This window comes from Micromonospora parva, from assembly GCF_040649675.1.
GTDB lineage: Bacteria > Actinomycetota > Actinomycetes > Mycobacteriales > Micromonosporaceae > Micromonospora > Micromonospora parva.
The window spans coordinates 402,444-427,580 of record NZ_JBEZFX010000002.1; the positions used below are offsets into that span (position 1 = coordinate 402,444).

Annotated in this window: 30 protein-coding genes; 16 read left to right on the forward strand and 14 right to left on the reverse strand. The window is 72.2% G+C overall.

From position 1 onward, the window contains the following. Positions 1–61: 61 nt before the first annotated feature. Entirely contained in the window at positions 62–748 is a 687-nt protein-coding gene (locus tag AB0C03_RS07070) for a Type 1 glutamine amidotransferase-like domain-containing protein (protein ID WP_357635525.1), read from the forward strand. Positions 749–847: 99 nt separating this feature from the next. Then, entirely contained in the window at positions 848–1,420 is a 573-nt protein-coding gene (locus AB0C03_RS07075) for a GNAT family N-acetyltransferase (RefSeq protein WP_357635152.1), read from the forward strand. Positions 1,421–1,507: 87 nt separating this feature from the next. On the opposite strand, the gene AB0C03_RS07080 is transcribed toward AB0C03_RS07075, so the two are convergent. Then, a complete protein-coding gene (locus AB0C03_RS07080; protein ID WP_357635155.1) occupies positions 1,508–1,765 on the reverse strand; it encodes a hypothetical protein in 258 nt (85 codons plus the stop codon). On the opposite strand from AB0C03_RS07080, the gene AB0C03_RS07085 reads away from it, so the two are divergent. Beyond that, positions 1,676–2,269: a DUF5753 domain-containing protein gene (locus AB0C03_RS07085; RefSeq protein WP_357635158.1), complete on the forward strand. Its 594-nt coding sequence runs from the start codon at positions 1,676–1,678 to the stop codon at positions 2,267–2,269. The genes AB0C03_RS07080 and AB0C03_RS07085 overlap by 90 nt on opposite strands. After that, complete coding sequence (locus AB0C03_RS07090; RefSeq protein WP_130401096.1) at positions 2,260–2,451, forward strand: DUF397 domain-containing protein; 192 nt, start codon at positions 2,260–2,262, stop codon at positions 2,449–2,451. Before AB0C03_RS07085 ends, AB0C03_RS07090 begins: the two co-directional genes overlap by 10 nt. 5 nt (positions 2,452–2,456) lie before the next feature. On the opposite strand, the gene AB0C03_RS07095 is transcribed toward AB0C03_RS07090, so the two are convergent. After that, positions 2,457–3,689 carry an MFS transporter gene (locus tag AB0C03_RS07095; RefSeq protein ID WP_357635160.1) on the reverse strand — a complete coding sequence of 411 codons (1,233 nt, stop codon included), beginning with the start codon at positions 3,687–3,689 and terminating at the stop codon, positions 2,457–2,459. Between the two features lie 69 nt (positions 3,690–3,758). Here AB0C03_RS07095 and AB0C03_RS07100 point away from each other — a divergent pair, with 69 nt between their 5' ends. The 6 genes from AB0C03_RS07100 to AB0C03_RS07125 all read left to right on the forward strand — a co-directional run bounded on the left by AB0C03_RS07100 (position 3,759) and on the right by AB0C03_RS07125 (position 7,496). After that, positions 3,759–4,274, forward strand: a complete 516-nt coding sequence (locus AB0C03_RS07100; RefSeq protein WP_357635162.1) for a MarR family winged helix-turn-helix transcriptional regulator — start codon at positions 3,759–3,761, stop codon at positions 4,272–4,274. Positions 4,275–4,329: 55 nt separating this feature from the next. Continuing rightward, positions 4,330–4,845, forward strand: a complete 516-nt coding sequence (locus AB0C03_RS07105) for a DUF2087 domain-containing protein (RefSeq protein ID WP_357635165.1) — start codon at positions 4,330–4,332, stop codon at positions 4,843–4,845. Between the two features lie 42 nt (positions 4,846–4,887). Then, positions 4,888–5,382: a GNAT family N-acetyltransferase gene (locus tag AB0C03_RS07110; RefSeq protein WP_309140890.1), complete on the forward strand. Its 495-nt coding sequence runs from the start codon at positions 4,888–4,890 to the stop codon at positions 5,380–5,382. Positions 5,383–5,484: 102 nt separating this feature from the next. Beyond that, positions 5,485–5,910, forward strand: a complete 426-nt coding sequence (locus AB0C03_RS07115; RefSeq protein ID WP_030327658.1) for an Hsp20/alpha crystallin family protein — start codon at positions 5,485–5,487, stop codon at positions 5,908–5,910. A gap of 71 nt (positions 5,911–5,981) precedes the next feature. Next, positions 5,982–6,980, forward strand: a complete 999-nt coding sequence (locus tag AB0C03_RS07120) for a tyrosine-type recombinase/integrase (protein ID WP_357635170.1) — start codon at positions 5,982–5,984, stop codon at positions 6,978–6,980. Between the two features lie 90 nt (positions 6,981–7,070). Next, on the forward strand, positions 7,071–7,496 hold the full coding sequence (locus tag AB0C03_RS07125) for a VOC family protein (RefSeq protein WP_210862472.1): 426 nt from the start codon (positions 7,071–7,073) through the stop codon (positions 7,494–7,496). On the opposite strand, the gene AB0C03_RS07130 is transcribed toward AB0C03_RS07125, so the two are convergent. From AB0C03_RS07130 to AB0C03_RS07145, 4 genes are all read right to left on the reverse strand, one after another. Next, positions 7,468–8,316, reverse strand: coding sequence for a helix-turn-helix domain-containing protein (locus AB0C03_RS07130; RefSeq protein ID WP_357635173.1), 849 nt, complete (start codon positions 8,314–8,316; stop codon positions 7,468–7,470). The two genes, AB0C03_RS07125 and AB0C03_RS07130, sit on opposite strands and share 29 nt — an antisense overlap. A 65-nt stretch (positions 8,317–8,381) precedes the next feature. After that, positions 8,382–8,753, reverse strand: coding sequence for a VOC family protein (locus AB0C03_RS07135; protein WP_036410475.1), 372 nt, complete (start codon positions 8,751–8,753; stop codon positions 8,382–8,384). A 57-nt stretch (positions 8,754–8,810) separates the two neighbouring features. After that, on the reverse strand, positions 8,811–9,974 hold the full coding sequence (locus AB0C03_RS07140) for an outer membrane protein assembly factor BamB family protein (protein ID WP_357635176.1): 1,164 nt from the start codon (positions 9,972–9,974) through the stop codon (positions 8,811–8,813). A gap of 31 nt (positions 9,975–10,005) precedes the next feature. Beyond that, positions 10,006–11,709 (reverse strand): acyl-CoA dehydrogenase family protein, encoded by a 1,704-nt coding sequence (locus AB0C03_RS07145; RefSeq protein WP_030327663.1) that lies wholly within the window; start codon positions 11,707–11,709, stop codon positions 10,006–10,008. A gap of 137 nt (positions 11,710–11,846) precedes the next feature. Between AB0C03_RS07145 and AB0C03_RS07150 the strand changes: the two genes are divergently transcribed. Together AB0C03_RS07150 and AB0C03_RS07155 are read left to right on the forward strand one after the other, a co-directional pair. Next, positions 11,847–12,305: an Rv0361 family membrane protein gene (locus tag AB0C03_RS07150; RefSeq protein ID WP_030327664.1), complete on the forward strand. Its 459-nt coding sequence runs from the start codon at positions 11,847–11,849 to the stop codon at positions 12,303–12,305. After that, entirely contained in the window at positions 12,292–13,485 is a 1,194-nt protein-coding gene (locus AB0C03_RS07155; RefSeq protein ID WP_357635180.1) for a low temperature requirement protein A, read from the forward strand. Before AB0C03_RS07150 ends, AB0C03_RS07155 begins: the two co-directional genes overlap by 14 nt. 24 nt (positions 13,486–13,509) lie before the next feature. Here the strand turns inward: AB0C03_RS07155 and AB0C03_RS07160 are convergent, their stop codons facing one another. The 5 genes from AB0C03_RS07160 to AB0C03_RS07180 all read right to left on the reverse strand — a co-directional run bounded on the left by AB0C03_RS07160 (position 13,510) and on the right by AB0C03_RS07180 (position 18,729). Beyond that, the gene (locus tag AB0C03_RS07160; RefSeq protein ID WP_036410478.1) at positions 13,510–14,226 is read right to left on the reverse strand and encodes a thymidine kinase; all 717 of its coding nucleotides are present in this window, start codon (positions 14,224–14,226) and stop codon (positions 13,510–13,512) included. Positions 14,227–14,282: 56 nt separating this feature from the next. Next, positions 14,283–15,677, reverse strand: a complete 1,395-nt coding sequence (locus tag AB0C03_RS07165; protein ID WP_357635183.1) for an MFS transporter — start codon at positions 15,675–15,677, stop codon at positions 14,283–14,285. Between the two features lie 17 nt (positions 15,678–15,694). Continuing rightward, positions 15,695–16,462: a glycerophosphodiester phosphodiesterase family protein gene (locus tag AB0C03_RS07170; protein ID WP_030327667.1), complete on the reverse strand. Its 768-nt coding sequence runs from the start codon at positions 16,460–16,462 to the stop codon at positions 15,695–15,697. Between the two features lie 52 nt (positions 16,463–16,514). Beyond that, positions 16,515–17,648 (reverse strand): NYN domain-containing protein, encoded by a 1,134-nt coding sequence (locus tag AB0C03_RS07175; RefSeq protein ID WP_357635187.1) that lies wholly within the window; start codon positions 17,646–17,648, stop codon positions 16,515–16,517. 319 nt (positions 17,649–17,967) lie between these two features. After that, positions 17,968–18,729 carry a lysophospholipid acyltransferase family protein gene (locus tag AB0C03_RS07180; RefSeq protein WP_210865828.1) on the reverse strand — a complete coding sequence of 254 codons (762 nt, stop codon included), beginning with the start codon at positions 18,727–18,729 and terminating at the stop codon, positions 17,968–17,970. 174 nt (positions 18,730–18,903) lie between these two features. Here AB0C03_RS07180 and AB0C03_RS07185 point away from each other — a divergent pair, with 174 nt between their 5' ends. The 3 genes from AB0C03_RS07185 to AB0C03_RS07195 all read left to right on the forward strand — a co-directional run bounded on the left by AB0C03_RS07185 (position 18,904) and on the right by AB0C03_RS07195 (position 22,696). Continuing rightward, positions 18,904–20,319 (forward strand): cytochrome ubiquinol oxidase subunit I, encoded by a 1,416-nt coding sequence (locus AB0C03_RS07185; protein WP_030327669.1) that lies wholly within the window; start codon positions 18,904–18,906, stop codon positions 20,317–20,319. Between the two features lie 15 nt (positions 20,320–20,334). Beyond that, complete coding sequence (gene cydB, locus AB0C03_RS07190; protein ID WP_030327670.1) at positions 20,335–21,333, forward strand: cytochrome d ubiquinol oxidase subunit II; 999 nt, start codon at positions 20,335–20,337, stop codon at positions 21,331–21,333. Between the two features lie 169 nt (positions 21,334–21,502). Further along, positions 21,503–22,696, forward strand: a complete 1,194-nt coding sequence (locus AB0C03_RS07195) for a GNAT family N-acetyltransferase (RefSeq protein ID WP_030327671.1) — start codon at positions 21,503–21,505, stop codon at positions 22,694–22,696. Between the two features lie 172 nt (positions 22,697–22,868). On the opposite strand, the gene AB0C03_RS07200 is transcribed toward AB0C03_RS07195, so the two are convergent. Next, positions 22,869–23,312: a winged helix DNA-binding protein gene (locus tag AB0C03_RS07200; RefSeq protein ID WP_357635193.1), complete on the reverse strand. Its 444-nt coding sequence runs from the start codon at positions 23,310–23,312 to the stop codon at positions 22,869–22,871. 97 nt (positions 23,313–23,409) lie between these two features. Here AB0C03_RS07200 and AB0C03_RS07205 point away from each other — a divergent pair, with 97 nt between their 5' ends. After that, on the forward strand, positions 23,410–23,862 hold the full coding sequence (locus AB0C03_RS07205; protein ID WP_357635196.1) for a MarR family winged helix-turn-helix transcriptional regulator: 453 nt from the start codon (positions 23,410–23,412) through the stop codon (positions 23,860–23,862). A gap of 6 nt (positions 23,863–23,868) precedes the next feature. Here the strand turns inward: AB0C03_RS07205 and AB0C03_RS07210 are convergent, their stop codons facing one another. Further along, positions 23,869–24,552 carry a hypothetical protein gene (locus AB0C03_RS07210; RefSeq protein WP_357635199.1) on the reverse strand — a complete coding sequence of 228 codons (684 nt, stop codon included), beginning with the start codon at positions 24,550–24,552 and terminating at the stop codon, positions 23,869–23,871. Positions 24,553–24,635: 83 nt separating this feature from the next. Further along, positions 24,636–25,097, reverse strand: coding sequence for a peroxiredoxin (locus AB0C03_RS07215; protein ID WP_030327675.1), 462 nt, complete (start codon positions 25,095–25,097; stop codon positions 24,636–24,638). Between the last annotated feature and the right edge of the window lie 40 nt (positions 25,098–25,137).

Below are 25,137 nucleotides of genomic sequence, written 5' to 3' on the forward strand. Positions count from 1 at the left end.
GCGCTGGCCCTCATGGGCAACATGATCGCGGTCATCCGATGGATTTAGGAGAGCGGATGTGTTGAAGTTCCTTCTCACGTCGGGAGGCATCAGCAACCCGAGCATCTCCGACGCGCTCGTCGACCTGTTGGGCAAGCCGATCGCCGAGTCCACGGCCCTGTTCATTCCCACCGCTGTCTATCCATTCCCCGGCGGGGCTGAGAGGGCGTGGAAGGCGATTCACGGTCGGGCCGACATTCCGCTGTGCCAGCTCGGTTGGAAATCCCTGGGGTTGCTGGAGCTCACCGCGCTGCCGACCATTCGAGAAGAGAACTGGGTCCCGGCGGTCCGGGAGACCGACGCTCTCCTCGTCTGGGGCGGCGACGTGCTGTACCTGACCTACTGGCTGCGCCAGTCGGGCCTGGCGGACCTGCTGCCGTCGCTGACTGACACGGTCTATGTGGGGGTCAGTGCCGGGAGCATCGCGGTCACCCCGTACAACTGCGACGCCGAGTTCGACCTCGCGTTCGTCCCTGACGGCAGCGACAGGGCGCAGGACGCCGACCGGGCGCTGGGGCTGGTGGACTTCACCCTGTACCCCCACCTCAATCATCCGGAGATGGAGGACACCGAGCTGTCCTCCATCCAGAAGTGGGCGTCCGGAATCCCGGTCCCGACCTACGCCATCGACGACAACACCGCCATCACGGTGGTCGATGGCAATGTCGACGTCATCTCCGAAGGCGACTGGAAACTGATCAACCCCTGACCGGGTTGTCCCTTCAGCCGCGCCGGCCCCTCGACGTGGTCGCCGCGCTCGTCGGTGGCCCGGCCGGGAGCGTGCGGCCGCCGGCTCGATAATGGGCGGATGCCGCTGCTCGTCGTACCCGCGCTGCCCGCCGGCAGCCTCGCCGCCCAGGAGCAACCCCACCTTCCGGTACGCCCCGGGGTGGCGTTGCGGCCGTGGCGTGACGACGACGCCCCGGCCGTGCGGGCTGCCTTCGACTGTCCGGTGATCCAGCGATGGCACGTGCGTCGTCTCGACAGCGACGACGAGGCACGGTCGTGGACAGCGCAGTGGGCCGGCCGTTGGCGCGACGAGAGCGCCGCCAGTTGGGCGCTCGTCGACGCCGACGACCGGCCCGTCGGTCAGGTGGGGTTGCGCGACGTGCTGCTGACCGAGGCGTCGGCGCAGGTGTCGTACTGGCTGATGCCCGCCGCGCGCGGTCGAGGGCTCGCCACCGAGGCGCTGCTCGCCATGACCCGATGGGCCTTCACCCGGGGCGGGTTTCACCGGCTCGGGTTGGAGCATTCCACCGCCAACGCGGCGTCCTGCCGGGTAGCCACCCGGGCCGGGTTCACCGTCGAGGGCGTGGCCCGAGGGTCGGTGCGCCACGCCGACGGCTGGCACGACATGCACCTGCACGCACGACTGGCCTAACGGGCCTCGACCCAGCCGACGAAACGCGGGGTCAGGTCGGGCAGCGCCACGACGGCCGCGACGGCAGGTGCTTGCGGCGCTGGGGCATCAGACGGCCCGCGCAGCGGTCCGACGCCGCGCGGGGGCGGGCCGCCGCGCCTCGCCGGGTGCTTGCCGCCGTACGCCGGCGCGCAGCACGAACAGTTCACGCCGGGCCACCGCCTCGCCCTTCGGGTCCAGTTGGTAGGCGTCGAGCCAGAGCCAACCGTCGTACGTGTGCCGGACGCCGGCCGGCGTCGTGAGCCGGTGTGGTTCCGGCCGTGGGTCGACCTGGAACGTGAGGCGGTGACGCTGCGGTCGTTCCAACTGGCGTGGGTGCCCGGGCTGTTGCAGACCGAGGCGTACGCGCGGGCGACCCTGGCCGGCGGGATGCTGGCGGCGGAGGCGGTCGACGAGTTCACCGAGGCGCGCATCGCCCGCCAGGCGATCCTCGCCCCGGGAGAGGACGGGCCTCTGCTGGTGGCCGTGCTGGACGAGGGGGTGCTCCGACGACGTGTGGGCGACGACCGCGCCCTGATGGCCGCGCAACTCGCGTGCCTGCTCGGGCACGCCGAGGCGGGCACCGTGCAGTTGCACATCGTCCCGGCGGACGCGCCCAGCTATCCCGGGCTCGACGGGCCGTTCACCATCGCGGACATGCCGGACGGTTCCCGGGTCGCCCACGTCGACAGCGCGGCCCAGGCGCAGATCCTGGACCAGCCATCGGACCTTGTTAATCTGGAGCGACGGTGGGAGCGGATCCGCGGCGAGGCACTGCCGCGCGGGCGTTCCCTGACACTCCTCAGAGAAGCGGCAGCAGCATGGACATGACCGGCGCGCGGTGGCGGAAGAGCACGAGGAGCGGCGGCAACGGCGGCAACTGCGTCGAGGTGGCCGACAACCTGCCGGGTGTGGTGCTCGTTCGGGACACGAAGGACCGCGACGGCGCGACGCTGGCGTTCCGCCCCGAGTCGTGGCGGCGCTTCGTCGCGCAGGCCCGCCACGCCGGCTGACCTCGCTAGCGTACGCCGGTGGGCTCGGCCGGTTGCGGTTTCGGGGTCGCCGGCCAGGTGAGGCGGCGTACGCCGGGGACGAGCGCGGTGCCCGCGCAGGAGGCGAGGACCAGCAGGCCGGCGACGGCCAGCGGGACGGGTGCGCCGAACGCGTCGGCGGCCAACGGCGCCAGCGCGTAGCCCAGCGGCATGGCGCCCAGCGACACCAGCCAGTCGTACGAGGTGACCCGGGCCAGCACGTCCGGCGGGAAGTGGTGCTGCACGACGGTCTCCCACACCGGGTTGAGGTAACCGAGGGCGGTCAGCGCCACCGCGTAGGCGGCGATCACCACGGGGGCGGGCGCGGCGACGGCGAGCAGGAACAGCGGCGCGGCGTAGCAGGCCAGGCCGAGGTTGGCCAGCAGCACCGGCCGGTGCAGCCGTACCCGCCCGGCCAGCAGCGACCCGGTGAGCATGCCGATCGCGCCGGCCTGCAACAGCAGCACCCAGGTCGCCTCGCCGCCGAGTCGGTCGATGGCGACGGCCGGGCCGAGGGTCATCAGCACGGCGGCAGCGCCGTTCCACACGCCGTGCCCGAGCAGGCTGGTCCAGAACCAGTCGCGGGCGCGTACCTCGCCGAAGCCGTGCCGCAGGTCGGCGAGGACGGAACGGCGGGGCACCGGCACGTGGCGGACCCGCACCAGCGCGAGCAGCGCGGCGCTGAGCGCGAACGACGCACCGTCGAGGATGAATGCCCAGCCGGGCCCGGCGGCCCAGATCAGCGCGCCGGCCAGCGCCGGCCCGGCGAGGCGACTGGTGTTGGCGGTGATCCCCATCAGGGCGTTGGCCCGCTGCCGATCGGTCGGTTCGATGGTGCCGGCGACCAGCGGAGACGCTGTCGGAATGGCGAAGGCCGAGGCGACGCCGCCCAGCGCCGACGCCACCACGACGGTGCTCAGCGACGGGTCGCCGCCGAGCAGCTCGACGCCAACCGCGATCTGGGCAGCGCAGCGGACCAGGTCGGCCAGCAGGGCGACCCGGCGGGCGTCGAACCGGTCGGCCACGACACCACCGAACGGCAGCAGGAGCAGCCGGGGGACAACGGCGGCGGCGAGGACGACGGCCAGCGCGCCGGTGGAGCCGGTGGCGCGCAGCACGGCCAGCGCCAGCGCGGCGGGCACCACCGCGTCGCCGATGGCGGAGATGCTGCGACCCAGGAACAGCAGCCGGAAGGAGTGGTTGCGCAGGGGGTGAGCCATGACCCGGAGCATAGTTCGACATCGAATATTTCGGCAATGAATATTTTGTCGCTGAGGTAAGCTGGCGCGGTGACCACCACCCCGGACACCGTCGACCAGCACATCGAGCGCTGGCGGCCCGTGGTGCCCGACCTCGACGCGGACGTCGAGGGGGCGGTGACCAGGATGATCCGCCTGACCCGGCACCTGCGGGCGGTCAAGGAGCGGGTCCTGGTCGACCTCGACCTGCCGGCCCACGAGTACGACACCCTGCACGCCCTGGCCGGTCGTGGTGGACGGGCAGCGCCCTCGGATCTCGCCGCGGACCTCGCGATGGCCCCCGCCTCGATCACCGCGCGGGTGGACACCCTGCTGCGGCGGGGCTTCGTGCGCCGAATGCCGTCCACGGTGGACCGACGGCGGGTCGACGTGGAGCTCACCGAGGCAGGCCGGGCGGCGTGGCAGGGGGCGATGCAGGTCCAGGGCGCGGAGGAGCACCGCCTGCTCGGCGCGCTCACCGCGACCGAGCGCCGACACCTCTCCGACCTGCTGCGTCGGGTGCTCCTGGTCGCCGAGCAGCCGCCGAGCGCGCCGGAGACCGACTGAGCGGGCCGGAAAATCGCCTGGCGGCCCGCGTACCGCTGATGCGAGGGTGACCGGCATGACTGCGCATGCCCTGGCTGGCGCCCTGGCCGACGACGCACGGCGACGGATCTTCGCGGCGATCGTGCTGGGTGCGACCAGCGCGACCGCTGTCGCACAGCGGGTCGACCTGCCGGCGCGGGTGGTGCTCACCGGGGTTCGCCGGCTCACCGACGCGGGCCTGGTCGCCGGTGCCGACGGCGCGCTCGCTGTCGACGAGGCGTCGCTACGGGCGGTGGTACGCGACAACCGGTCACCCGACGCCGCCGAACCCGCCGCCGACCCGGTGCTGCGGACCTTTCTCCGCGCGGGCGTCCTGGTGAGCCTGCCGGCGCAGCCGAGCCGGCGGCGGGTCCTGCTCACACACATCGCCGAGCGGTCGTTCGAGCCGGGCACCCGCTATCCGGAGCGGGCCGTCGACGACGCCCTCAAACCGTGGTGCGCCGCGGGCGGGTCCGATCACGTGACACTGCGCCGCTACCTGATCGACGAACAGCTGCTCACCCGCGAGCACGGCATCTACCAGCGGCTCTGATCGTCCGGATAATCCCGTTGACCGGGCGATGATGATCAACAGGTGACCACTACCGCCCGACCAACGTGGACGACCACCGCCGCCCGACCTGATCGACCTGACGCCGCGCTGCTGCTGCGCGAGTACATGACCGAGATGGTGGTTCGCTACCACCGTCGACCGGCCCTGCCCGGCGAGGTCGACGCGGCCCTGGCCGAAATGCCCAGCGACGACCTGACCGCGCCGAGCGGACTGCTCCTGCTCGCCCGCCACGGCGACCAGCTGGCCGGCTGCGCCGGGCTGCGGTGGCAGCGGGGCTGGGCCGAGCTGACCCGGGTGTTCGTCCGGCCCGACCATCGCGGCGCCGGCGGGGGCGCCGCGCTGCTGGCCGCCGTCGAGGAACGGGCCCGCGCGGCCGGGGCGGACCGGATTCGGCTCGACACCCGCCACGATCTGGTTGAGGCCCGCGCCCTGTACGCCCGGCACGGCTACGCGGAGATCCCGGCGTACTCGCAGGGGCCCTACGCCGATCACTGGTTTGAAAAACGGCTGTCCTGAGCAGTTGACGCTCGCATCCGGACGCGCTAAATAAGAAGAGGAAGTTGAGTCACCCCGACTCAACTCATCACCTTCGGCCAGGAGAACCGAGGAGGCATGACCATGTTGATGCGTACCGACCCGTTCCGCGAGATCGACCGGCTCGCCGAGCAGTTCTTCGGTACGGCGGCCCGCCCCGCGATGATGCACCTTGACGCCTACCGCGACGGCGACCACTTCTACGCGGCGTTCGACCTGCCTGGCGTCGACCCGGACAGCATCGACTGCACCGTCGAACGCAACGTGCTCACCGTCCGCGCCGAGCGTCGCCGACCGGCCGGTGACGGCGTCGAACTGGTCGCCGCCGAACGCCCGATGGGCACCTTCACCCGGCAACTGTTCCTCGGCGACACCCTGGACACCGACAAGCTGGAGGCCGGCTACGAGAACGGGGTGCTGACACTGCGCATCCCGGTCGCCGAGCGCGCCAAGCCCCGCCGGGTGACCATCCAGGCCAACGGCAACGCCCGCCGGGAGATCAACGCCTGATCCGCCACGGTGACGGGTGGGACCGGCGCGCCTGCGCGCCGATCCCACCCGAGGCTGAGAGTCTTTTTCACATGGTGTTCTCCGACGCTCCGGTGCTCGCCCGTCCGTCCACACCACCGGCGCTGCCGAGCGGACCGATCGAGGTCACCGAGGCGTGGCTGCGAAACCGGCGGCTGTCCGAACACACCCGCGACGCCTACCGACGTGACGTCACCGGCTGGCTGCGTTGGTGCGCCGAGCGTGACCTCGACCCGCTGCGGGCCACGTTCCTGCACGTCAACGAATACGCCCGCGCCCTGGAGAACAGCGTCGGCGCCCGCAGCGGCCGCCCACTGACCCCGGCGACCGTCGCACGCCGGCTCTCGGCGCTGTCCAGTTGGTACGACTTCCTCGCCAAACTCGGCGCGGTGCCGGCCAACCCGGTCGCCGGCGCCGACCGCCCCCGCGTCGACCGGGACCACTCCGCCACCGTCGGGCTCACCCCCGAGGAGGTGGACGCCCTCCTCAACGCCGCCGACGCCGACACCGGCGCGACAGCCGTCCGCAACCGGGCAGCGCTCGCGCTGCTGGCCGATCTGGGTCTGCGGGTCGGGGAGCTGATCTCACTGGACCTGACCGACCTCGGCACCGAACGCGGCCACCGCAGCGTGCGCTTCGTCGGCAAGGGCGGCAAACAACGCCGCCGCGCCCTCACGCCCAGCGCCGGGCACGCCCTGGACGCCTACCTGGCCCAGCGGGCCGCCGCCACCGGCGTGCCGGTGGCACAGCTGACCGGTCCACTGCTGGTCACCGCCAGCGGTGCCCGGCTGGACCGGCACTCCGTGTTCCGGATGGTCCGTCGGCTCGCCCGCGCCGCCGGCATCCCGGCCTGGGCGAAGCTGTCGCCACACTCGCTGCGACACGCGTTCGCCACCACCGCCCGCTCCGAGGGCGTGCCGTTGGAGGACGTGCAGGACGCCATGGGGCACGCCGACCCGCGCACCACCCGCCGCTACGACCGGGACCGGCACAACCTCGACCGCGACCCGGCCTACGCGGTGTGGGCCGCCCGGTCGCGCCGCCGCGGCTGAGCAGCGCCCGCCGCGTCGGCCCTAGGACCGGCAGACCTAGGGTGAAACCGGCCGCTTTTCGGCAGCATCGCACGTTGCTGTACTTGTGACATGACCTTCGGATTCCAGTTCGACCACGTCGGCATCACTACCTCTGCAGCGCACCTCGACCAGACCATCGCGTGGTATCGCGACCACCTCGACTTCTTGGTGATCCAGCAATTCGAAGTCGGCGAATCGGTGTTCACCTTCATCGGCACCGACAACACCAAGATCGAGATCATCTCGGCTGGCGCCGCCGCGAACCCGGCCCCGGCCGCCGAAAGCCTGCCGGCCAGCCACGACGTCGAGCGTCTGCACCACATCTGCCTCCGGGTTCCCGACCTGGACGCGGCCATCGCCGAACTCGACCGGCGCGGTGTGGCTCTGTTCGCCGGCCCCATGACGGTCGAGAAGAGCGGTCAGCGTTTCGCCTTCATCCGGGACAACATCGGCACCATCATCGAGATCACCGATGCGGTGCCGATGGCCGGCTGAGCGCATCGGCGACCACGTCTCGCAGCCGCTGCAGGGCCGCCTCGGCGTCGGTACCCGGATCGGCCCAGTAAAGGTAGAGCCAGACGTCGTCGGCCAGTTGCGCGGCCACCTGCCGCAGCGCCAGCAAGCCGATCAGCGGATGACGGTACACCTTGACACCGGGCGCCGGGGTCGCGACGTCGTGCTCGTCCCATAGCTCGCGGAACTCGGGACTCCCCGCGTTCAGATTCTCGACCAGGCGGTGGAGACGGCGGTCCTCCGGGAACCGGGTGACGGCGGCCCGGAGGACACCGACGGTCTCGCGGGCGGAGTGCTCCCACGTCACCATCACCTCACGAGCACCCGCATCGGCGAACAGCCAGTACGCGTAGTAGCGGCGCTCACGGGGGAACGTGTCGAAGTCCGTCGTCAGTTCTCGATGCAGTGCGTTCGCGCCGATCACCTCGCTACCGCGCCCCACCACAATCGCCGGAACAGCGACGGCGCGCAGAAGCCCGGTGATATTCGGATGATCGTCCGGAACACGGTCTGCCTCGTGTTTCGAACGGCCCCGAACCAGCAGATACAGCTGTGCCCGTTGCGCCGGCGAAAGGCGCAACGCCGTGGCCAGAGAATCGAGAACTGAATCGGACGGCGAGACGTTACGGCCCTGTTCCAGGCGCATGTAGTAGTCGACGCTCACACCGGCCAGGGCCGCCACCTCTTCGCGCCGCAGCCCGGGCACCCGGCGTCCCGAGCCGTCGATCAAACCGGCTTGCGCCGGGCTTACCTGCGCCCGTCGTGAGCGAAGGAAGTCACGCAGAGCGGTGTTTCGTTCCACCAGACGATCGTGTCAGACACGCATGAGTCAGGAGACGTTGGCGCGGCTGAGCAGGCTGTGCGGCGTCAGCCCTGCGGGCGGGGGCAGATGCAGAACGGCTGACCGATCGGGTCGAGGAGCACGACCCACTTGTCGCCGCCGGGCTGGAAATCCGGCTTGGACGCGCCCGCCGCCACGAACTTCTCCTCCGCCGCCGCCAGGTCGTCGACGTAGAGATCCAGGTGGTAGCGCTTGTCGCCGGTCGGATCCGGCCAGGAGGGCGGTCGGTAACCCTCGACCAGACCGAAGCCGATGGAGACGCCACCGGAGCTGATCATCGCGTACTCCGGTTGGCTGTGGGTGACCTCCCAGCCCAGCGCCTGGTGGTAGAACGCGGCATGGCCGGCAGGATCGGAACTGTCGAGGTTGACCATCGCGAGGTCGGCAGAAACTGTCACGCCGGCAGTATGCCGACGGGGTCCGACAAACTCCGGGCCTGCGACACCCACCGCCCATCAGAGGGCCTCGAGCGGCCAGAACGTCACCCGGGCGGTGCTGTCACGGCAGATCAGCCCGGCGCCCACCCGTCGACAGTCGGTCAGACCCTCCGGAAGCACCACCGACACCCGATGACCGTCGCGTCCCACGGTCGCCACCAGCGCACGCCTGCCGTCCGCCGCCAACCCCAGCACCACCAGCGGCTCCGCCGGCACCCGGGGGCCTGCCACCGTGCGCCAGCGCGCGCCGTCCGGCCACGACCACACCCGCGCCCCGGTGCCCGCGTCGATCGCCCAGCGGCCCTGCTCGTCCTGCCCGCAGATCAGGCCCTGGCAGGGCCGCAGGGTCAACTCACCCGACGGCACCGGCACCCGCCAGCGCGGCGCCAGCCCCGGTAGGTCGTACCCGGTCAGCGCCACCGCGCCGGCGACCGGGTGGCGCAGCACCAGGTGCGCGCCGACGACCTGGGGGTTGTCCGGGCCGTAGTCGGCCGGCGGAAGCTGGCCCCGCCCGCGCTCGACACCGTCGCGGGCGTCGAGAAACCGGACCAACCCGTTGTCCTGCACCAGCAGCACCCGCCCGGGCAGCGCCCGCAGCACCGCCGTGGAGGGCAGCGGAACCGACCACCGGGTCGCACCGGTGGCCGGGTCGACGCCGTGCACCGTGCCCTCGACCCGCCGCCCCGGATCGGAGGCGCTGCGTACCTCGCTCACCGCGACCGCCGCGTCCCCGGCCGCGTACACCCGCTCGGGTCGCCGCCACACAGGCTGTCCGGTACGCATCGACCGCGCGGTGGTCACCCGCGCCCCGCGCGTCTGATCCCGTTCCACCAGCAGCAGCAGGTCACCGACGACCTCGGCGGACCACCCGGCGGCGGGTGGCACGGTGACCCGCCACCGCGGCGGGCCGCCCGGCGCGGCCGAGTCGTAGGCGCTCAGCGTCGGCGGGCTCTGGTCGGGGCCGACGACCAGCAGCAGCGGTCCCGCGCCCAGCACTGTCGCCCCGGCGGGCACCACCGGCCCGACCTGCGGCGACAGGCGCCCGACCGGGGCGGCACCGCCCAGCAGGGCACAGATCGCCACCAGCGCCGCCACCCGCCACCGGCGCGACACCTGCGGCGGCGGCCGGCGCTCGTCCAGCGGCGCGCCCCGGTCGTCGCCCAGCTCGATCAGCACCGACATGCGGGCCCACCCGTCCGCTCGCGCCGGCCGATCAGCAGAGCAGGTCCAGGTGGTGGTGGGCGTCCTCGGCGATCTCCTCGTGGCGCAGCCAGCGGCGCGCCCACAACCGGGCTGCCAGCTCCGCCTGCTCGTCCCCCCACGCGGCGTGCTCGACGAGCAACGCGGTGGTCAGCGCGTACGCCAGGCGCAACGCCAGACCACGGGCGCCCGCGAGCACCGCCGACGCACCCGGGTCGACGGTCACCGCGCTGATGGTTTCCGTCAGCTGCGCGGCGGCGGTCGCCAGCGTGTCGGCCAGCACCGGCGACAACGGCCGCGCCAGGTCGACGGCGGCGGCGAGCCGGCTCAGCAGTGGCACCCCGGCGTCCTCCCGGGTCAGCGCGCGCAGCACGTCCAGGGCCAGCACGTTGGTGGTGCCCTCCCAGATCGGCAGCACCTGGGCGTCGCGCAGCAGCCGGGGCACCCCGGTGTCCTCCACGTAACCGGCCCCGCCGAAGCTCTCCACGTACTCGCTGGCGGAGCTGACGGCGAGCCGGCCGGTGGCCAGCTTCGCCAACGGCGCCACGATGCGCAGCTCCGCCGCGGCCTCCGGGTCGGCGCCGACCTCCACCCGCCCCAGCAGGGCGAAGGCGTGCCCGGCCAGGGCGAACGCGCCCGCGGCGTCGACCGCGAGGGTGCCCAGCGTGGCCCGGTGCAGCGGCGAGGACACCAGCGGGCCGCCGGCGACGTGCCGCACCTCGGCGTACGCGCGGGCGTAGTCGAGGCCACGTCGCATCCCGCCGGCCGCCGCCGCCGCGTTGTGCACCCGGGTCACCACGACCAGGGTCATCGCCCGGACCAGACCGGGCACCGCCGGGTCACCCAGCGGGAGGGCGTACGCGTCGCGCAGACCGATCTCGGCGGTGGGCAGCGCCCGGGTGCCGAGCTTGTCCTTGAGCCGGTGCACCGTGACGCCCGGTGCGGGTGCGCCCGGTGCCGCGCCGTCGGCCAACGGGGAGTCGACCGCGTACCGGGGAACGAGGAACGGGGCGAGCACCCGGCTGCCCCGCCCGGCGCCCTCCGGTCGGGCCAGCGCCACCGCCATCGCCGCGTCGGCAGCGGAGCAGAACCACTTCTCCCCGGTCAGCCGCCACGAACCGTCCGCCGCCGGTCGACCGAGCGTGCTGGAGCGGCCCAGGTCGGAGCCGCCCTGCGACTCGGTCATCCACTGCCCGCTGGTGATCGCCGTCGCCGGGTCCGTCGAGATCAGCCGGGGCAGCCACGCGGCACGGACCGTGGCGTCGACGTCGGGCATGCTGAGCAGCGCCGCCGCCCCGTCGGCCATCGCCACCGGGCACGAGAACGTCGCCGACTCCGGCCCGTACAGGTGCAGCAGGGCGTGTTGCACGACCCGCGCGGCGGCACCCCAGGTGCCCCGGGCGTCCGGCAGGTAGGGCAGCGCGACCACGGCGTGGCGGGCGGCGGCGGCGCGCTGCTCCTGCCAGCCGGCGGAGGTGTCGATGCGGTCGACGCGGGCGCCCCACGGGTCGTAGCGGACCAGCGTCGGCGGGTGCGCCTCGGCGTCGGCGTGCGCCGCGCGCAGCGGCCCGGTGACGTCGGCGGCCAGGTCCGCGAGGCGGCCCTTCGCGGCGGCGTGCCCGCCCGGGCCGAGGTGACGCTCCAGCCAGGAGCGCAGCAGGCCATCGCCGGCGTACGGGTCGACGGGGGGTGGTACCGGCTGCACGAAGCGGCTCATCGATCGGCTCCTGGCACTGCTCGGGGGTGTGCGCCGACGGTAGACGATGCGGGGCCGCCGCGAACAGGGTGAGCCCCGGACCCGATTTTTCGGCTTGTCGTACCCCGGTGCGACCGTGTTCTCTACGGTCGGTAGTCGTGGGTGCCGGCCAACAGTGGAGTCGACCGGCCCGGCGTCACCGCCCGATGCGCACCGGGTTGGCGTTCGCCGGGTTCGGCGTGGCGTTGTGCTGTGTGGGGGTGGCCGGGCTGGGCGCCTGGAACCTGCAGACCGTCCGGCAGGCCGCCGGCCCGATCCGGGAGACCGCCGACGGCTTCCTCAACGAGGTGACCCTGGGCGACAGCGACCGGGCGTACGAGCGGCTCTGCGCGGACGCCCGCAGCCGGTGGAGCGCGATCGGTTTCACCAGCTGGGTGCGGACTCCACCGATGGTCACCGACTACGAGATCACCGACGTGTCGGTCGCCACCCGCAGCGGGCGACCGCAGGGCACGGTGACCGTGAAGGTGACCCGCGACGGTGGGCTCAGCGAGGAACGTCGCCTGCCGGTGGTCCGCGAGGACGGCGGCTGGCGGGTGTGCGGTGACCCGTTCTGAGCCCCCGGTCGCCACCCCGGTACGCCCGCAACTGCTGCGACCACGTGAGGGGGTGCAGCCGACCACCTCCACGGAACTCTTCTTCGACCTCGTCTTCATCTTCACCATCACCCAGCTGTCGCACTACCTGCTCGCGCACCTGGACTGGCGGGGCGCCGCCCGTACCGGCCTGTTGCTGGCGCTGGTGTGGTTCGTCTGGGTCTACACCACCTGGCTGACCAACTGGTTGCAACCGGACCAGGGGCCGGTGCGGACGATGCTGATCGGAATGGCGCTGGGCAGCCTGCTGTTGTCGGCGGCGATCCCGGACGCGTTCGGCTCGACCGGTCCACTCTTCGCGCTGGTCTACGTGGTCATGCAGGTGGGCCGCACACTGTTCGCGTTGTGGGCGGTGCAGGGCAGTCCGTGGTTGGTGGCCGGATTTCAGCAGTCGTTGCCGTGGATCACCGGGACGTCGGTGCTCGTGGTCCTCGGTGGTCTGGTCGGCGGGGCCGCCCGGGACGCGGTGTGGGCGGCGGTGATCGTGATCGAGGTGGTCGGCCTCTCGCTCGGCTACCCGCTGCCGAAGCGGGGACGCAGCCGACCCGAGCGGTGGATGGTGGAGGGTGGGCACCTGGCCGAACGGTGTGCGGCGTTCGTCCTGATCGCGCTGGGGGAGTCGATCCTGGTCACCGGCAGCACCCTCACGTCACACGTGAACCTGGTGACGTCCGGGGCGTTCCTGTTGGCGTTCGGCGGTTCGGTGGCGCTGTGGTGGGTGTACTTCGCCCGCTCGGCGCCGGCCGCCACGGAGGTCATCGCCCACGCCGGAGAGCGCACCGGCGCGTTGAGCCGGGTCGCGTTCAACTTTCTGCACCCGGTGATCGTCGCCGGTGTCGTCGTGGCGTCGGCGGCCGACGAGCGGTTGCTGCGGGAACCCGGCGCCCCGGCTGCCACGGTCGACGTGCTGCTCACCCTCGGCGGACCGGCCCTGTTCCTGGCCGGGCACGCCGCCTACAAGGCGCTGCTGTGGCGGGCCCTGCCGATCAGCCGGGTCACGGCGGTGGTGGTGCTGTTGGCGTTGATGCCGGTGGGTGTGGCGCTGGGTGCGCCGGTCGCGGGGTGCGCCGCGGCGGCGTTGGTGGTGACGGTGGCGGTGATCCTGACCGACCGGCGCCGTTCCCTGGCGCTCGCGCGGTGACCGCGTTCTGAGCCGGCCGGTGGTTCAGTCTCGGGGACCGAGGTCGCCGCTGCGGTAGTGGCGGCGGCAGAGCACCTGGTAGCGCACCTCGGCGGTGTCGACGGTGTCGCCGATGACGACCTGGGCGCCCTCGCGGACGACCTGCCCGTCGACGACCCGGGCGTTGAGCAGCCCTTCGCGGCCGCACCAGCAGAGCACCTCGACCTGGATGCGGGCCACCTCGTCGGCCAGCTCGAACAGGCGTTGCGCGGCGGGGAACAGGCAGGACCGGAAGTCGGTGGCCAGGCCGAACGCGAAGACGTCGACGTCGTAGCTGTCCACCAGTTCGGCCATCTGCTCGACGTGCTCGACGGTGTAGAAGCACGCCTCGTCGCAGATCAGGTAGTCGACGCGTACCCCGTCGGCCCACCGGCCGCGCACCAGGGCCCGCAGGTCCAGGTCGTCGGTGACCTCGATGGCCTCGTGGGCCAGGCCGATACGGGTGGTGACCTGCGGTCCCAGCGACCGGTCGATGCGGGTGGTGACCAGTCCGCGCCGGCCCTGCCGGGCGTGGTTGTAGTTCATCTGCAACGCCATCGTGGACTTGCCGCAGTCCATCGGCCCCCAGAAGAACTTCAACGCCGCCGCGTGCACCGGACGCCCGTCGAGCCCACGCGCGGCCGCACACCCGGCCGGGGCGTGCGGCTGCCCGGGGAACGGGTGGGCCAGGCAGGTCGGGACGGTGGCGGCGTCGTCAGTCACGGTCGGGCAGCCTAGCCGATCGACCGCCCCTGATCTGCCTGGTCCGGGACGCGTGCTCAGAGCACCCGGGGTGGGGTGTTGCCCACGGCCACGATGGCACGGCGGATCGGCACGGCGGCCAGGAGCAGGAAACCGACCACGAAGAAGATCAGCAGTGAGACCAGGCCCACCCGGTACGAGGCGGTGAGCTGGAACACCAGCCCGAAGGCGAGCGGGCCGAGCCAACTGGTGCCCTTGTCGCTGATCTCGTAGAAGCCGTAGTACTCGCCTTCCTTACCGGCCGGGATGAGCTGGCTGAACAGCGACCGGCTCAGCGCCTGGCTGCCGCCGAGCACCAGGCCGATGGCCGCGCCGAGGATCATGAACGGCACCGGCGCCTCGGCCGGCAGCCGGAACGCGCCGATGATCACACCGATCCAGAGGATCAGGCTGAGCAGCACCGTCTTCCAGGCGCCGATGCGCCGGGCCAACGCGCCGAGGCTCAACGCGCCGCCGAAGGCGAGGAACTGCACCAGCAGGATCGTGATGATCAGGGTGCTCTGCTCCAGGCGCAACTCCTCGGTGCCGTACTGGCTGGCCAGGGTGATGACGGTCTGGATGCCGTCGTTGTAGACCAGAAACGCCAGCAGGAAGAACAGCGTCAACGGGTACGCCTTGATCTCCCGCAGGGTGCGGCCCAGCTGCCGGAACCCGTCGGTGAGCACGTTGCCCTGCCGGGCCAGCGCCGCCGCCGCGCCGGGGCGTTCCCGCAGCCAGCGCAGCGGCACGAGGGTGAACACCGCCCACCACACCCCGGCGGAGACGATCGACCAGCGGGCCAGGTCCAGGGTGCGCTGCGGGTTGTCGTCCTCGCTGAAAAGGGTGACCGCCACCAGGTTGAACGCCAGCAGCAGACCACCGCCCAGGTAACCCAGCGCCCAACCCCGGCTGGAGATGCCGTCGCGTTCGTCCGGGCCGCCGAGCTGCGGCAGGAACGAGTTGTAGACCACCAGGGCCGCGCCGAAGGAGATGTTCGCGACCAGGAAGAGCGCCCCGCCAAGCAGGTAACGGTCGCCGGTCACGAAGATCATCGCGACGGTGGCGCCGGCGCCGGTGAACGCGGCGCCGCCGAGCAGCCGCTTCTTGTGCGCCGACCGGTCGGCGATCGCCCCGATCACCGGCAGCACGAACACGGTGAGAAAGACCGACAGCGAGATCAGGTACGGGTAGTAGGACCCGGCCGCCACCCGGATGCCCAGCGGGTACACGTACCCGTCGCAGGTGTCCGCGCCCAACTCGCAACCGGCGGCCAGCTCGGCGACGGTGGTGATGAACGGTCCCAGGAACACCGTGATGACGGTGGTCTGGAACGCGGAGTTGGCCCAGTCGTAGATGTACCAGCCGCGCCGCTCCCGGCGAGTACTCGCCGGGAGCGGAGTGTCGTCCACCGTGGGGGTCACGGTCTCGGCCATCGGTGGTCCTTCGACGCTCAGGCGGCCCAGTGGCCGCGGCTGCGGTAGACGTCGCGCAGCACGCCGACGTGATCGGTCATGATGCCATCCACGCCACGATCCAGTAACTCGTGCATCTGGGCTGGTTCGTCGATCGTCCAGACGTGCACCTGCAGGCCGATGCGGTGGCAGTAGTCGAGGAACCGGCGGTCCACCACCGGCACCCGCCCGTAGCGCGGCGGCACCTGCGCGGCGACCACCGACGGCGGCAGCCGCAACGGCCGCCCGTGCAGGGAGGCCAGCCGCAGCCGGGCGACGCCGCGCATGCCCAGGCTGGTGGCGACCCGCCCCTGGGTGAGCGCCCGCAGCCGGGTCAACCGGGCGTCGCTGAACGAGGCGAGCAGCACCCGGTCCCCGGCGCCGGCCCGGGACACCGTCGCCACCGTCGGCTCGACGCCGCCGTCGGCCTTCACGTCGATGTTGAAGCGGACCTGCGGCCAGGCGGCCAACACCTCGTCGAGCCGGGGTACGACGGCGGCGCCGCCGACCCGTACCGAGGCGAGGTCCGCCCAGCTCATCTCGGCGATGCGCCCCGGCTCGCCGGTGACCCGCCGTAGCGTCGGGTCGTGGAAGATCACCGCCACGCCGTCGGCGGTGGCGTGCACGTCGGTCTCCACATACCGGTAACCCAGCCCGATGGCCCGGGCGAACGCCTCGGTGGTGTTCTCGTCGCCCTCGGCGGCGCCGCCACGGTGGGCGAACGCCAGCGGCGCGGGTGCGTCGAGGTAGCCGAATCGGGTCAACACGCGACGCAGTATGCCCGCCGCCGGTGGCGCGTGGGTGGCCTGCCGGCGAAGATCACGCCCGTGATCCCGGTGCGCTGACGGGCTCGTCGCGCACCTGGCGTTGGTCGACCGGGTTCCGCGGTTCCGGGCCGGGTCGGGGGCCGTGACCGCAGTGTCGGCAGGCACCGCGCCGACGCAGGTGGTAGGCGATCGTGGCGACGCCGAGCGCGACCCCCCAGACCGTCCAGAAGAGGCTCGGGACGTACATGGCCCAGGTGCCCCGGGCTTCGCTCGTCCAGAGGAACATCAGGCCGGCCGGGATGATCGTCACGGCGACAATCGACGCCGGGACGATGGCGAGAGCGGGCGGGACGCGCCTGCCGGCTCTGAACCAGATCCAGCGGGGGTAGGTCTCTCCCCAGCCGGCTACCAGACCGTGGGTGAGCACACCACCCAGCGCGGAGGCGATCGCGCAGCCCAGCCCGACCTCGAGCATTCCCGGCGTGTCCTGCATCATCCGCAGGAAGTCCGGGGTGACGCCGAGCGGGTGACCGAGGTACCAGGCGATCCTGGTGATCTCGTAGGGCAGCGGGGCGAGGCAGGCGACCGCGACGGCCCACCTACCCCAGCGCAGCAGCGTCTGCCGTGACGGCCCGCCGCCATCCTCGTGGCGGCGGCCGCAGTACGCGCAGGCACCCCGGGCCCGCCGCCGGTAGGCCAGGGTGGCGGCGGCCCAGAGCAGACCGCCGACGAACACGATGATCAGGTTCGTCCGGTGCCAGTACAGGATCTCGCCGATACCGCCCTGGTCGCCGGGTATTCCGGTGAAGGCGAAGACCAGCAGCAGCGGCGCGAACGCCACCAGGACGATCAGGGTGTAGTCGGGGACTATCACCGTCAACCCGATCGCCATCGCCCATCCGAAGACCACCAGCGCCGCCGCCGATCGGCGGCCGGGTCGGGCGCGGCGGGTCATCACCCCCGCGACGACCAGCCCGAGCGCGGCGATGATCGGGGCGACGACCTCGACGCGGCTGCCCTCCAGGATCGACGCCGACGCGCGCGCCGGGTCGACCGGCGCGAACGGGAACCCGTCACCCCCGGCCGTCCAGTACAGACCCAGTCCGCCGTAGATCAGGGAGAGGCCCGCGGCCGCGTAACCGGTCCATCTCGGCCAGTGCCCCCACCAGAGCCGCAGCCCGCTCATGACCCGGCCCGGTGTCTGGCGCCGGCTCCCCGGGCCGCCGAAGGCCCCGCCGCGACCACCACCGCGCCCGACGCCGCCACGTGCGCACCAGACATGAACATGACCTCCTTGATCGATGGCCTGCTGATGTGTCTCAGCATCACCACCGGTCGACGTGGCCTCATCCCCCCGCCGGGGCAGCCGCGCCCCCCGAGCAGGGGACCAGGCGATCTCGACGCGTGCTCACGGCGCTGATCTTGTAGTTCATGCTGCCAAAACACGGTGAATGCCCCTTATGCGGGGACAGTAAGTGCAAGATCGCGGCAGGAGGCCGACCGGGTCAGTGGCGGCGGTGGGCGCGACTGGGGTCGACGGGGCGGCCCGGGTCCACGTGGCGGGGCAGGTCCGGCTCGTCGGGGCGCAGCGGGGCGAGGGTGTCGGTGAGCGCGTCGATGATCCGGTCGGTGGCCCGGCGGGCCGCGCCGGGGTTGGTTGCCGTTGTCTCGCCCAGGTCGACGGGGGTGCCGAAGTGCACCCTGATCACCGGTCGACGGCGCAGGGAGCGGGCGATGCCCCGCAGCATCCCCCGGGGCGCCTGGTAGGGCAGCACCTCGTGCGAGCCCCACTGGGCGACCGGGATGACGGGGGCGCCGCAGGCCAGGGCGAGTCGGGCGGCGCCGGTCTTGCCGCGTTCGGGCCACAGGCCCGGGTCCAGGCCGATGCGCCCTTCGGGGTAGATGAGGATCACCGAGCCGCGGGCCACGGCCGTGGCGGCGTCGTCGAGGGCCCGGTGCACGGCGCTGGTGCCCCGGTCGACCCGGATATGCCCGGCGTGGCGCATGGCGGCGCCGAAGAGCGGGACGCGGAACAGTCCGGCGGTCGCCATGATCCGCGGGGCGATGCCGCGGGTCTGGCAGGCGGCGGCCATGACCAACGGGTCGAACGGGCTGATGTGGTTGGCGGCCAGCACCAGCGGGCCGCGACGCAGGTGCGCCGGGACGTCGCCGGTGACCTCGAGGCGGGCGAGCAGGCCGACCAGGCCCCGGGCCAGCAGCAGGGCGGCGCGCCAGGTCAGCGGCGGCTGCCAGGTGGAGGTGTTCATCAGCGCGACATCGTCGCACGCGGTGGCCGGGCCGCGAGGGCGGGTCGGCGGGTTGCCCGGGTGATCAGGGTCATTGGTCCCGGGCCGTTTCGGGCCGCCTGGCCCTGCTCTTTTCTCTACGACGAGCAGTAGTATTTACTACGTCTCGTAGTACGGATGGCTGGGGGTTTTCAGGTGGACGCGTTGGACGTTGCCCGCTGGCAGTTCGGTGTCACCACCGTCTACCACTTTCTCTTCGTGCCACTGACCATCGGCCTGTCCGTGCTGGTGGCCATCCTGCAGACGATGTGGCACCGCACCGGCAACGAGCGCTACCTCAAGCTCACCAAGTTCTACGGCAAGCTGTTCCTGATCAACTTTGCCATGGGCGTGGTCACCGGCATCGTGCAGGAGTTCCAGTTCGGCATGAACTGGAGCGACTACTCCCGCTTCGTCGGCGACATCTTCGGCGCACCGCTGGCCATCGAGGCGCTCGTCGCATTCTTCCTCGAGTCCACCTTCATCGGCCTGTGGATCTTCGGGTGGGACCGGCTGCCCAAGCGGGCCCACCTGGCCAGCATCTGGGCCGCCGCGATCGGCACCAACCTGTCCGCGTACTTCATCCTCGCGGCGAACTCGTTCATGCAGAACCCGGTCGGCTACCGGATCAACCCCGACAGCGGGCGCGCCGAGCTGACCGACTTCGTGGCCGTGCTGACCAACAAGGTCGCCCTGATCACCTTCCCGCACACCCTGGCCGGCTCGTTCCTGGTCGCCGGGTCGCTGGTCGTCGCGGTCGGCCTCTACCACGTGATCCGCAACCGCGACTCGGCCGACACCGGCGCGTACCGCTTCGCCACCAAGTTCGGCTCCTGGGTGGTCCTGGTCGCCTCCGCCGCCGTGCTGTTCACCGGCGACATCCAGGGCAAGATCATGACGGATGTGCAGCCGATGAAGATGGCCGCCGCCGAGGGCCTCTACACCACCGAGAGCCCCGCCTCGTTCTCCGTGCTCACCATCGGCAGCCTCGACGGCAGCCGTGAGGTGTTCGCCCTCAAGATCCCGTACCTGCTGTCGTACCTGGGCACCGGCGACCCCAACGGCACCGTGCACGGCATCAACGACCTGCAGGCCCAGTACGCCACGCAGTACGGCGCGGGCAGCTACACCCCGATCATCCCGGTCACCTACTGGAGCTTCCGCTTCATGATCGCCTTCGGGATGGCGGCCGGCGCGATCGCCCTGCTGGTCCTCTGGAGCCAGCGCAAGGGCCGCACCCCGAGCAGCAAGTGGCTGCTGCGCGCCGGGCTGGCCATGCCGGTGCTGCCGTTGCTGGCCAACTCCTTCGGCTGGATCTTCACCGAGATGGGCCGCCAGCCGTGGATCGTCTTCGGCGAGATGCTCACCCGCAACGGCGTCTCCCGCAGCGTCTCGCTGACCGAGGTGCTCACCTCGTTCACCGCGTTCACGCTGATCTACGCCACCCTCGCGGTGATCGAGGTCAAGCTGCTGCTGCGCTACGCCAAGGCGGGTGTGCCCGACGTCAGCGAAGAGCACCCCATCGACGACACCCACGACGACGCCGAGCGCCCGCTCGCCTTCGCCTACTGATCACCGGAGCCCGCCGTGGACCTCACCACCATCTGGTTTCTCCTCATCGCCGTCCTCTTCACCGGGTACTTCATCCTGGAGGGCTTCGACTTCGGCGTCGGCATGCTGCTGCCCGTGCTCGGCCGCGACGACCGGGAACGCCGCGTCCTGATCAACACCATCGGCCCGGTCTGGGACGGCAACGAGGTCTGGCTGATCACCGCCGGTGGCGCCATGTTCGCCGCGTTCCCCGAGTGGTACGCCACCCTCTTCTCCGGCTTCTACCTGCCGCTGCTGCTGATCCTGCTGGCCCTGATCGCCCGGGGCGTCGCCTTCGAGTACCGGCACAAGCGCCCCGAGGCGTCCTGGAAGCGCCGCTGGGACACCGCGATCGTCGTCGGGTCACTGTTGCCGGCGATCCTGTGGGGCGTCGCCTTCGCCAACATCCTGCGCGGTGTGCCACTGGACGCCGACCACGAGTACGTCGGCGGCCTGCTGGACCTGCTCAACCCGTACGCCCTGCTGGGCGGCGCGACCACCCTCGCGTTGTTCCTCACCCACGGCGCGGTGTTCCTCGCCCTGAAGACCACCGGCGACATCCGCGAGCGCGCCGGCGCGCTCGCCGTGCGCCTGGGCGTCGGCGCCGCCGTGCTCGCGGTCGGCTTCCTCACCTGGACGTTGACCATCCGCTCCAGCGCGGCCGCCGTCGTGCTCGCCGTCGGCGCGGCCCTCGCCCTGCTCGGTGGCCTGGCCGCCGCCAAGGTACGCCGGGAGGGCTGGGCGTTCACCGGCACCGCCGTGGCGATCGGCCTGGCTGTGGCGACCCTGTTCGCGGCGTTGTTCCCGAACGTGCTGCCCTCCACCCTGGACGCGGCCGGCACGCTGACGGCCACCAACGCCGCCTCCACCCCGTACACCCTGAAGATCATGACCTGGGTGGCGGTGATCTTCACCCCGGTGGTGCTGGCCTACCAGGGCTGGACGTACTGGGTGTTCCGCAAGCGCATCGGCGTGGCCAACATCCCGCAGCACTGACCGGTCCGGCGGGCCCGCGCACGGGCCCGCGCCGATCTTGCACTTTCGGTGGACGATATGCGGGACATAGCCCCTTCGCCGGGACAGGAAGTGCAAGATCGCGGGCCGGGGTGATCATGGCGGCGGTAAATCAGCGGTGGCTGCGGAGCCGTCCGGTTAGGTTGTCCCGATGCCCGCGACTGTGCACGTACGTGAACTCACCACCGATGACCTCGACGCCGCCTGGGAGTTGGGTCGGTTCGCGTTCGGCTCCGACCCGCAGCGCCCCGCCAGCACGAGCGTCGACGTGCCCGGCCTGACCCGCTACGGCGCGTTCGACGACGCCGGTCGGCTCGTCGGTAAGGCCGTCGACCTGCACCACGACCAGTGGTGGTCGGGCCGGGCGGTGCCGGCGGCCGACGTGGCCGGGGTGGCGGTCGCGCCCGAGGCCCGGGGCCGGGGTGTGGCCCGAGCGCTGCTCACCACTCTGCTGCGCGGCGCCCGCGAGCGGGGAGCTGCGGTCAGCGCCCTGTACCCGACCGTGGCCGCCCCGTACCGGGCCTGCGGGTGGGAGGCAGCCGGGGTGCTGCGCACGCTCAACCTGGCCACCGCCGCGCTGCCCCGGCACCGGCCCGCCGCGCACCTGAGCGTGCGGGCCGGCACACCCGCCGACCTGGCCGCCGTCGCCGACCTCTACGAGCAGGTCGCCCGGCACCGCAACGGCATGCTCACGCGCCGGGGGACGCTGTACGACTTCTTCGCCGCCGACGGGGGCCTGCCCGGCGACGGGCTGACCCTCGTCGAGGCCGACGGCGAGCTGGTCGGTTACGCCACCTGGCAGCGGGGCCGGGGCTACGGAGCCGACTCGGTGCTCACCGTCGACGAGGCGCTGGCCACCACCGCCGAGGCGGCCCGGGAACTCGTCGGGGTCCTCGGCAGTTGGGCCAGCGTCGCGCCGACGGTGCGGCTGTGCCCGCTCGACGGGGACGCGGTCAGCGTTCAGCTGCCGCTGGAGTCGGCCCGCGAGCACGAGCGGGATCTGTGGATGCACCGACCGGTGGAGGTGGCCCGCGCGGTGGGCGCGCGGGGGTGGCCCGTTCACGCCCGGGGCGTTGTCGACTTCCACCTCATCGACCCGCTCGCCGAGTGGAACACCGGCACCTGGCGATTGGCTGTCGCCGACGGCGCCGCCGAGCTGACCCGCGTCGACGCCGAGGCGGACCTGCGCTTGGACGTGCGCGGTTTCGCGCTGTTGTACGCCGGGGCGGCGCACGCCCGGTCGGTGGCGCAGGCCGGGCTGCTGCACAGCGCCGCTGACGCCGACCCGGCCGCCCTGGACCTGCTGGGGGTGGGCGGCCCGGCGCAGCTGCTCGACTACTTCTGACCGACCGGGCCCGGCAGGCGGGTCGCTGGCCGGCGTCACGCTGACGCGTGGGTCGCTGGCCGGCGTTTCACGCTGACGCGCCGGCCCCCGCGCGGGGGCCGGTCACCGGAACGGGCACGCCCCCCTGGTCGCTGCGCTACCCACTGGTCGACGGTGGTGGACTCGTTCCCGGTCAGGTCGGGATCGCTGCCAGTTCGGCGTTCGCGCGCTGGGTGACCACTGTGAGCACCTGGGCGGCGGCGCTGGCGTCGGCGGGTGCGATGTCCGCGTACAGGCGGGCGCTGATGCCCGCGACGGCGTCGGCGATGCGGGCCTGCACGGCGCGACCGGCGTCGGTGAGCCGTAGCCGGGTCGCGTCGTCCGGGTCGCTCTGGGCGAGGTCCGCGTCGACGAGGGTGGTGAGCACCCGCCGCACCTCCCGCTCGTCGACCTTGAGGGTGCTGGTGATCCGTTGGGTGAGCTGGGCCTGCTCGACCGGGCCGTTGGCGAGGACATTGAGGGCGAGCAGCTGGTGGAACTCGACGCCGAGGGGAGCGACGGTCCGTTCGAGCAGGGCGCGGGTGGCGTAGTGTGCCTGGCCGATGACCTGGCCGTTGAGGGTGGGGACGGTGGACATGACGCCTCCTTCAATACGTTGGCCAAGCCAACGTTGGTGCAGCCAACGTAACACTCGATCGTGGGTCGCGCCAACGATTCCTGGTAGGCTGCGCCCCATGGATCACGCGGCCCCGCAGTCACCCGCCGGGCTCAGCACCACCCCGAGCTGGCTGCTCAACCAGACCGCCAGCCACGCCGCCCGGCTGCTCAGCGAGGGCTTCGCCGCGCACGACCTGCGCGGCTACCACTACCGGCTGCTCGCCACCCTGACCGAGGACGGGCCCGCGAGCCAGGCCGACCTCGGCCGCCGCTGCGGCATCGACCGCAGCGACGTGGTCGCCACCATCAACGACCTGGCCGGCCGAGGGCTCGTGGTGCGCGCCCCCGACCCGGCCGATCGCCGCCGCAACGTCATCAGCGTCACCGACGCCGGCGCCGACGAGGCGCGCCGGATGGGCGCGACAGTCGAGCGCGTGCAGGCCGACCTGCTCGCCCCACTGTCCACCGACGAGCGCGAACAGCTGACCCGACTGCTCACCCGGCTGCTGCGGCACCACAGCCGGCACTGACCCGCCTCAGCGGGCCTCGCGCAGCTCCGCCAGCCGGGCCTCGATCTCGGCCAACTCGGCGCGCAGCTTCTCGGCCTGCTGCTCCGCCTCGGCCCGCTCGGTGCCGAGGATCTGCTCCACCGCCTCCTGCACCCCCGGCACGTCGACCAGGGCCACCATCTTCAACGCCTCGGCCGGCTTCACCACGTACGGCTTCGCGAGGGCCTTGCTGCCCTGCTGCGCCGCGACGGTCCACTCACCGTCGGCGTACGCCAGGGTCACGGTGAGACCCGCGGGGCCCTTCGGCTTGACGGCCTTGACCGCCCGCCGCGCCGGCGGCTTCTCCGTCTGCTCCACCTTCGGCTCCTCCTGTCGCTGCGCGGGCACCCGCGGCGTGTCCAACACGAACTCCGGCGCGGCCACCGCGGGCGGCGTCTCCGGCTCGGGCTCCGGCTTCGGCTCCACCCGACGGCCGGACCCCTTGGGCGCCACGGCCAGGTCGGCGGGGGAGAACGGCAACTCGTCGCGGCCGAAGCGCACCACCACGAACTCGTCGGACACCTCCGGGTCGGTCAGCTCGGTCACCTGGCCGACCTGACCGGCGATCTGCCCCGCCGCCGCGGTGAACACCACCCGTGGCTTACGCCCGGCCGCCAACGCCTCCCGGATGCTCTGCACCTCGCTAGTGGACAAACCCTGGCCGGCATCCATCACAACCCTCTTCCGTACACCTGTTTGATTGCTGTCTTGATATCAGCCGGCTGCGACACCCGCCGCACGGGGCTCACGCCCGCTCAGCCGCCCAGCGCCCGCAGCGCCCGGTCCGCGTGGTCGTTCATGCTCACCTCACTGTGGATCACCTCGATGACCCGCCGGTCGGTGCCGATCACGAACGTCATCCGCTTCGTGCTCAACGCCCCCAACGGCAGCCGCCGCTTCACCCCGAACTGCTGCGCCACCGTCCCGTCCGCATCCGAGAGCAGCGGATAGTCGAACCCGTGCAGCGTCGAGAACTCGGCCTGCTTCGCCACCGGGTCCCGGCTGATGCCCACCCGCGACGCGCCCACCGCCGTGAACTCCGCCGCGAGGTCGCGGAAGTGGCAGCTCTCCGCAGTGCACCCGCGGGTCATCGCGCCCGGGTAGAAGAACAGCACCACCGGCCCGGTCGCCAGGAACTCCGACAGTCGCCGCGGCGTGCCCGTCTCATCCGGCAGCTCGAAATCCTGCACCACGTCGCCGACACCCACACCCGCCACCGCGCACCTCCATCGTCGGATCGACCGCTGCCCGATCGAC